Origin of the sequence: Pedobacter psychrodurus, assembly GCF_032678585.1 — a bacterium.
Lineage (GTDB): Bacteria > Bacteroidota > Bacteroidia > Sphingobacteriales > Sphingobacteriaceae > Pedobacter > Pedobacter psychrodurus_A.
The window spans coordinates 140,494-149,106 of record NZ_JAVTSN010000012.1; the positions used below are offsets into that span (position 1 = coordinate 140,494).

Here is an 8,613-nt window from a genome sequence, read left to right on the forward strand (position 1 = left end):
TTAACAGAAAATTCTCTGAGTTTCCTTTGCAGAAAACCCAGAGATAAAAAAATTAATTCCTTTTAGTGTTAAAGTGATTTTAAGGTTACTTCTTTCACAATCCAGAACTGGTTTCCGGTGGTCATAGAAGTAAGAAACCCTAATGAAACAGTTGTTGACTGCGTTAGCGTAAACTGAAACTTATTGTTAGCGAAATTGGTGTAGCCCAAAGATGTGGCAACATTAGCAACATCTGGCAGCGTATTACCAGCCGCTGCAACAATATAAACCGGATCGAGCGCTTCGTTTTTGGCCATGGTAATTTCGAAACTATAGCTGCCTGCCGGAAGCGTAAAAGTTTGATATATTTTACCATTGGTAATTTTAGCCGTACCATCCCAGCCCATCTCCATGGCCAAACAACCACCCGAATCGGAGCACCAGCCCCCTAAACCGCCATGGTTACGGATGTTATCGGTAACCGTCCAGTCGGCAATATTACGCCAGCGGCCACCACTTGCTGAAGCTAAAAACGGGTTTCCTTTGTTTTTGAAATAGGTTGCAGTAATATCGGCCCCTACGCGCTGCGTTTGAAAAGCGGTAGAAAAAGTATCGATAGAAATGGTATCTGGCAAGAACAGTGTGCGGTACCTTAAACTTGTGCCAGGCTTAATATCAGGAATCGCTGTGGTAGTTTCATCGATTGTAGTCCTGATTTTTTTAATCACATTGCTCAGGTTGGTGTATTCAATTTCGGTAGCAAATACCCCCGTTAACCTATCCATACCCTGCCAGGTAACAGTAGTTGCCCCACTGGCATTGGTAAAAGCCGATTCTATTGGCCTGTTAAACAATGATGATTGATATCGTGTGCCATAAGACCTTCCCGTTTTATATACGGGAATAGATTTATTTCCGGTTGCATCGTAGGTATAAATCTGAAAGTTCTGTACGCCTTCCTGTACATTTTCTACAAAATATTTTAAGGTGTCTGTGGCGTATTTTTTCTTTACGGGGATCACTACCGAGTCGGCACCGTTGTTCCAGAATATTTTACATTGGGTTACCTTCGGATCGGAAAGAAACAAACCCCGAATGTATACCCGGTTACTGCCCGACATTATTTTAACCGAATCTAACTTTCCGGTATAAGAAATCTCTCCTTTTTCAGTAAACTTTTTGTAATCATCAGATTTGGTACAGCCGATAAAAGTGCCTGCCCATACAAGCATAAAAGCTATTTTTAGGGTACTGATATATGTTTTTTGATTATTCATCTCTAAAATTCTGTTTAGTAATTACCTCTATCTTGGATCGCCATAAAGCTGTACTTCTGATACGCTCATGAATGTATTACCCTGCCAATTGTTAATGGATTTGATACGGATATACCTCACTTTTTTCAGGCCCACGGCAAAATTGTAGCTGATACCCGCATTTGCGAAGGCATAATCTTCGCTGGTTTGCACACCATAAGCGCTTTTAGAAGGTTTTGTAGAACTGTATTTGCCCAACATCACCCAGTTGTTATAACTACCATCGGCTGGTGGATTATCCGTTCCCCAGATTTCGAAGTCTTTTAAATTACCGCCATAATAATAGGTACGACCAGCGTTTAAGTATTCGGGATAATTCCACACCACAATACGGCTCATGGTTGCCACTTTACCTAAATCGAAGGTTACCCATTGCGGGGTAAGTACCGATGGTTTGGTTAAACATACACTTGGCCAATCGATGATGTTACCATCCCACATTTTAGATACACCAGTGCCACCATATTCTTGCGGGCTATCGGTTGGCAGAATAATTTCTTTGTAGCCTGATTTAGAAAGTGCTGTTTCGTAAAGCGGTTTCAATGTAGTAAAAAGGGTATCACTATAATTTAACCACCGATCGCGTATGGTAATGGCAAATTTCTGGCTCAGGGTATCCAAACCTCTTACTGATTGATCGATGTCTATAGCAGCGGTATAAATATTTTTCGAAGTGGGGATATACTTGCCCTTCGACAAAACTAAAACCTCTATAGCCAGATCGGCTTTAGACGGGTTACTTCCTTTAAAATTAAGGCCGCCAAAATCGGCAACAGCTTTAAGGCTACGGTAAACACCCCATATTGGATTTTCGAGGGGTTTAACCTTTACTATAGTAGGTTCAGAAGCTGTTTCGCTTCTGTTAACAGCATAAATTTTCACTTCATGCTCATTGGTATCACCGAAGCCTTCCACGAGTAAAGTGTTACCATAATAAGAAGTTTTTACTTCCATTTCCTGCCCGTTTGCCAGGTAGTACACCGCTTTGACGTACAACAAATCTTTATCGGCGGGCAAGCTGAAAGTAATGCTTGCATTGCCCGGACCATTGGTAACCGAAATATTGGCTACCTTACCCGGAGGGGTGGTATTATTTTCCAACGGGCCTAATTCGTCCTCTTTACAGCTGGAAAAGGCTACCGTTAAACTTAACAGGAACAACAGCAGGTTTTTATTTATTCTTTTCATATCGAATATTTTTAATCAACAATTAATACTACCAACCTGGGTTCTGAACCAGTTTCGGGTTTACAGTTAAATCATAAGTTCTTAATGGCCATAAATAATCTCGCGGTGCAACAAAATTCTGGTTAAAAATGGTCCTTACGCGGTAATATTCTGAAGCAGTTGGCTGATAAACGCTCCAGCCGGTAATGGATTGGTTAAACATTTCTGCAGCACGCTTCCAACGTTTAATGTCCCAATAACGGCTTCCCTCAAATGCCATTTCAATCAGCCTTTCCTGCTGGATAATTTCGCGCATGCCATCCTTGGTGGTATACTTACCCGGATTGTTCGAATAAGTGCCCCATGAGGTTTGCACATTTTGAAGACCGGCTCTTGTTCTGATGCGGTTAATATATTCGTAAACATCGGCCGATGGCGCAGCAAGACTTTCGTTTAGCGCTTCAGCATACATTAAATAAAGATCTGCCACTCTTACCTGCGGCCAGGGATAATCGCGATAGCTGGCACCATTTGTACCATTAATCATGTTCCAATCGACCAGTTTTTTGATAAAGTAACCCGTTTCATTATACCAACCGAAGTTGTTTGCACCTGCCACCTGGTTCGATTTGCCTTCTAAAACAAAAGTGCCTTCATCCGAATTAGTTGGGCTATCGTATTTGTACCAAATGCCCCCATCGAAACCCAAATCGGCATAAAACCTTGGCTCTCTATCAAAATTGATCCTCGCAGTGGTATAGCCCTCTTTTACATAAAAGCGTTCGCTCTTAACAGCTGTACGCAAGGTATATTTATTAGTAAAATCGAGTGTTTTATCTTCGTTAATGGGCACACCGTTTTTACTATAAAACATTTCTGCAATTTTTAATGGCGGAGCCAGTTGCTGCCTTGCGCTACCTACCACAACAGTTAAAGCCAAACGTGGCATTGCTGCGCGCTGCATATTAAAAGTTCTGCTGTTCGGGTTTGCCCAAACATGCTCTAAGTTGGCATTGAAACGTTCGGTTACCGCACCTTTAATTGTAAGTTGTGTAAGCGTAGTATCGGATAATTTGAAGGTTGTACCCGGAAACTGGTACAGCTTAAAACCAGCAGCTTCTGAAGCGTCGATAGCTGCTTTGGCGGCATCTGCAGCTTTTTTCCATTTATTGGCATCATAAGCGGTATTAAACAGCATCACTCCATCCTTATCCCTAAAATTACTATAGTCGGTATTTCCGTTAAACAAAGGGCTGGCAGCGGTTAATAAAAGTTTGGCTTTAATAGCCAGTGCAATGGGCCTGGTAATGCGGCCCAGTTCGGTACTTTTATCGGTAATAATTTGTGGTAACCCCGGAACAGCTTCATCCAGCAAACCTGATATGTAATTAACACATTCATCAAAGGGCATCCTTTTAACCCGTACTTCTTCTTCGCTTGCGCTGATACCTAAATTTTTATCGATAATCGGAATAGGGCCGTACATCCGCAGCAGGTAAAAATTATAATATGCTTTTAAAAATTTAACCTCAGCAATCCAGCGTTGACGCTCGTTTAAACTCAGGTCAGGGATTTTACTCTGGTCCTGCACGTTTTCCAAAAATATATTGCAGTTCCTGATGGCTTTAAACAAACCATAATCTCCACCAGGGTTATCGGTATAGTTATAAACGTTACCACCACCCTGATAGCGGCCATTCCATGCATCTAAAAATGGATTTTCGGCTCCCTGGCCGCCTCTGGCCATTCTCCAGCCATAAGAAATGAACTCTCTTTCATCTAGCGAAGTCCAGATTTCATCGCCAGACATAAATCCGGCATTTAATAAGGGCTCTCCATCTTTCGGCAGGAAAGAATAACAGGTAAACAGGTACTTTTCGGCTTCGTTCCTTAAAGTGAAGGCATTATCAATCGTAGCCACGTTATCAGGAACAATATCCAGGTATTTTTTGCACGAACTGATGGATATGACCAGTACAAATGCAGCTAATATCAGCTGAGTTGATCCTGGTATGGTTATATTTTTTCGAGATAAAATATTTTTGATTTTCATATTTGTCTTGGTAAGCTCAATGGTTAGAATGAAACATTTAAACCTAAATTATACACGGTTTGTACAGGGTATCCTAAACCATTACCGCCCATTTCAGGGTCCCAAAGTTTAAAGGCACTTAAAGCCCATAAGTTGGTGGCATTGGCATAAATACGGGCACTGCTTAGACCGAGTCTTTTTTGAAGTTTGCTTTGCAGGTTATAGCCCAGTTCTACACTTTTTAAGCGTAAGAAAGCTCCATTTCGCATCCACCAGGTTGAGGTACGGGTATTGTTGTTTACAAAATTAGGGCTTAAACGAGGCCAGAATGCATAACTATCACGGTTTTGCTCCGACCAGTGACTGTTGGCAATTACTTCTAACAATCCGTTCTGAGTAACATTCGGATTGCCCGCTTCGTTATTGAGCACAAAAGGAGAAATATTACCTGGATTAATGAAAAATGATGACCTTGCTGAGCCTTGAAAAAAGGCTGAGATATCGAATCCTTTAAAGCCGAACGTACCGCCAAAACCATAAACAATTTCGGGGCTGGTAGGTAAACCTATGGGTACCTGATCTACATCACTGATAATACCATCGCCGTTTATATCCCTGTATTTGATGTCGCCGCCACCATAATCTAAACCTGGTACACCCGAAAACTGAACCGGTGAGTTCTTGGCTTCGGCATCATCAACGAACAACCGCTCTGCGATGTAACCGAAGGCCTGGGTAGTGGGTAAACCGATATGGTAACGATAAGTTTCATTGGCATTAAAAGAAGGTTCATCGTAAATTAGGATCTTATTGGTAGCGTAGGTAAAGTTACCGCGCAACTGCAAGAACATATTGTTGCTGAAAGATTTGTTATAACTGGCCGAAAAATCGACACCCTTACTTTCCGCTTTATTGGTATTAGCCCTTACAGAAGCCTGCAAGCCCATGGTACTTGGTATAAATGTCCTGTCGGTTAAAATGTTTGAACGTTCGTTTTTATAGATATCGAAAGTCAGGTTTAAGCTGTTGAACAAGGTCATATCTAAACCGAGATTGGTCTGTTTCGACCGTTCCCAGGTAATTAACGGGTTAGAATAACGGGAGATCGATATACCATCACGGTAATACAATCCATCTTCGCCAAACCGTGCCCCAAATGTGCCATTGTTCATATTTACTTCCGAAAGGTAAAAGAAGCGGTCGTCTGCGTTTCCAATCTGATCGTTACCGACCAAACCATAGGTTGCCCTTAATTTTAAGCTGTTAATCACTTTGGTAAGGGGTTTAAAATAACTTTCGTTCGAGATTACGTAACCTAAACCGAATGATGGAAAGAAACCAAATCGGTTATTATCTGCAAATCGTTCCGATCCGTTATATCCAAAGTTAAACTCGGCCAAATAACGGTTATCATAACCATAGGTGGCCCTACCCGATACACCCTGGTTACGCGAAGGTAAAGAGAGCTGAAGACTCCCCGGATTTGCAGCCAGATAATTACGCATAGTGGTGATCAGCATTGCTCCAACTGCATGTTTCTCTTTAAAAGTACGGTTGTAGTTGGCAGAAAACTCAGCATAAAATGTCGAGTTTAATTCTTTTGTTCCTTCCGAGTAACCTAAATATTCGGTACCCACAGGCCCGATTGATAAAGCTCCGCCACCATTGATTAAACTTAATCCAATAGATTTATCAGGTTGCTCGGTAGCAGTATAATAGAAAGGATTGTAAGCCCGGGAAATATCAAAATATGAATACCTGCGGGCATAACTCATCATCCTGGCAGTTAATCCGGGTGTGATGAATTTTAAATCCTGTTTAATTTCAATCTGCGTTTGCAGTGTGGAAGCATTTTTATCCTGATAGCCTTTAACCATTTCGGCATAAGGATTCATATATAATGTCCCTCTTGGTGAAATGGCGTTACCAAATAAAGGGTGGTTGCTAAAAGGCGATAAGCTGGCTGGATAAACAGCAGGGAACATCACTGGGTTAGACCAGATGGCCCTATTAAAAGTTGCACCCCCACCTCCTACCGGCCCGGTATAATCATCAAACTGACCATACACCCGGAGAATGGCTTCAGTAGTATTGGTGAGGTTAATGTTTACGTTAGAACGGACAGAGTAGTTTTTTAATTTAATATTGCTGTTAAAGTTGTTTAAATCGGCAACTTTTAATACGCCATTATCAATATTATAAGTACCCGCAATGTAATAGCTCGCTTTAGTACCGCCACCAGAAATATTGAGGTTGTACCGCTGGTTTATGGTATAATCTTTTATTAATTGCTCTATCCAGTTATTGTTTGGATACAGCAATTCGTTTTCGCCAGCGGCTGTAGCATCTATCTTGGTCTGCAGATAGGGCAATATCGCCAAACGGTTACGGGTAAGCGCAGCTTCGTTGGCCAGTTTCATATAGGTTACATTATCGGCAAACTGAAAGTTTTTGGTATTTGAGGATAATGATGACTCTGCCCTGAAACCAAATTTGGTTTGTCCGGCAACACCTGATTTGGTTAAAATAAGGACTACACCATTGGCACCCCTGGCACCGTATACGGCCGAGGCAGTTGCATCTTTGAGTACGTTAAAAGAAGAAATATCATCAGGCTGTAAACGGGCCATATCATTCTGGCTCGATTCGATCCCATCGATCAGGATCAGTGGATCTTGTTTACCTGCACCAAAGGTTCCCAAACCTCGGATAAAAAACTGTGCATTATCTGCACCGGGCTCACCACTTCTCTGGTAGGCAATCATACCGGCTACCCTCCCCGCCATCATGGTGGTTAAGTTACTGGTTGGTCCTTTAAGCTCTTTAGGATTAATGGCGGTGATAGAACTGATTACACTGGTTTTTTTCTGTGTACCAAAGCCTACTACTGCTACCTCATCTAATGCGTTTGCATCCGACAAAAGTGTTACATTAACCACATAAACACCCTCGGCATTTTTATCGTAATTGGCAATGGCTACATTTTTAGGTTTGTAACCGACTAGTGAGAATAGTAATTTGCCTGTTCTTGGCAATTTGATCGTATAACGGCCAAATTCATCGGTTGATATCCCTCTATTGGTGCCCGAAACTTTAACGTTTACCCCTGGCAAACCGCCAACGGTATCTTTTACCAGCCCCCTAACAGTTACATCTGTTTGTGCAGATGCGGTTAAGCAGGAAGCTGTAATTACAAAACAGATCAAAAGCTGTAAGATTGATCTAAAAGTAATGTCCTGCTGATGAAGCGGGATTTTCTTCGGTAATTTTTTCTTCATAAAAATGGTTTAAATTGGTTAGTTATATCAATAAATAAGACCGTAGGTTATCCCTGCTCATCATGGATGGAGGCACTAGGCATTCCATCGATCGAAAATATTCGTCGGTAATATTCCGGAAAAGGTGCAGGCAGCTGCTTCCCCTTAAAGTAATTTTGCTTGTGTTATTTTGCTTTCACAAAAGATGACCAGTTTATTGGTGTCTTAGATTTTGTAGGCGGAGAGATAGTAGATTTAGCTTTCTTCATAAAATTTTAGTTTAGGGATAATTCGTTTGTTAAAGGTCAATGATGATTTTAGTTACAATTAATAATTTGCACTTAAATTCGGTACGCCTGGTTTGAATTCTTTTCTTATCATGATCTGTTTAATGTTTAGTCTTTGAGCGGAAAAAACTGGATGTCACATTTTTCTAATCTGTTACAGCCATCAATTATTCTAGCTAGTTAATCTCGAATAATCAGGATCGATCTTATATTCTTATACTTGGTTGAAACAAATTAACCATAAAAAATGCGCTTGTAGTGAGGGGTAATACGGTAATATGTAGGGGTTAAATTGTTACTTTTTGGCCTTTTTTGAGCATTTTGCATGATTTCTGAAAATATTAAACGTTAATACGACGTTTAAATATAAAAACAGAACCGTAAAAAGCCACGCGATTAACAACTGCCTTTATGTTCTTTTCAGATTTATCTTCTCCGTTAACCTATGGGTACCGGGTTAAAAGCTAAGCTGGCATTAACGATCCTGGTCATCACTAAAATCTGCAATAACAAAAACGCTCCGAACCTTTAGTAAGATCCGGAGCGTGGAATGAATCAGACTAACCGAAATCGAT

The 8,613-nt window shown here is 41.1% G+C and carries 4 protein-coding genes; all 4 read right to left on the bottom strand.

Annotation, left to right across the window (positions count from 1 at the left end):
- Nucleotides 1-68: 68 nt before the first annotated feature.
- Genes R2S57_RS10345 through R2S57_RS10360 form a run of 4 tightly spaced genes read right to left on the bottom strand, consistent with a single transcriptional unit; the run spans nt 69 to nt 7,772 of the window.
- A complete protein-coding gene (locus R2S57_RS10345; RefSeq protein ID WP_316844970.1) occupies nt 69-1,256 on the bottom strand; it encodes a DUF4998 domain-containing protein in 1,188 nt (395 codons plus the stop codon).
- Between the two features lie 27 nt (nt 1,257-1,283).
- Nucleotides 1,284-2,483, bottom strand: a complete 1,200-nt coding sequence (locus R2S57_RS10350) for a DUF5000 domain-containing lipoprotein (protein WP_316844971.1) — start codon at nt 2,481-2,483, stop codon at nt 1,284-1,286.
- Between the two features lie 28 nt (nt 2,484-2,511).
- Nucleotides 2,512-4,515 carry a RagB/SusD family nutrient uptake outer membrane protein gene (locus R2S57_RS10355; protein WP_316844972.1) on the bottom strand — a complete coding sequence of 668 codons (2,004 nt, stop codon included), beginning with the start codon at nt 4,513-4,515 and terminating at the stop codon, nt 2,512-2,514.
- A 23-nt stretch (nt 4,516-4,538) separates the two neighbouring features.
- On the bottom strand, nt 4,539-7,772 hold the full coding sequence (locus R2S57_RS10360) for a TonB-dependent receptor (RefSeq protein WP_316844973.1): 3,234 nt from the start codon (nt 7,770-7,772) through the stop codon (nt 4,539-4,541).
- Between the last annotated feature and the right edge of the window lie 841 nt (nt 7,773-8,613).

Coding starts and splice junctions, on each gene's coding strand:
- R2S57_RS10345 (WP_316844970.1), bottom strand. CDS start 1,256: ATGAATAATCAAAAAACATATATCAGTACCCTAAAAATAGCTTTTATG.
- R2S57_RS10350 (WP_316844971.1), bottom strand. CDS start 2,483: ATGAAAAGAATAAATAAAAACCTGCTGTTGTTCCTGTTAAGTTTAACG.
- R2S57_RS10355 (WP_316844972.1), bottom strand. CDS start 4,515: ATGAAAATCAAAAATATTTTATCTCGAAAAAATATAACCATACCAGGA.
- R2S57_RS10360 (WP_316844973.1), bottom strand. CDS start 7,772: ATGAAGAAAAAATTACCGAAGAAAATCCCGCTTCATCAGCAGGACATT.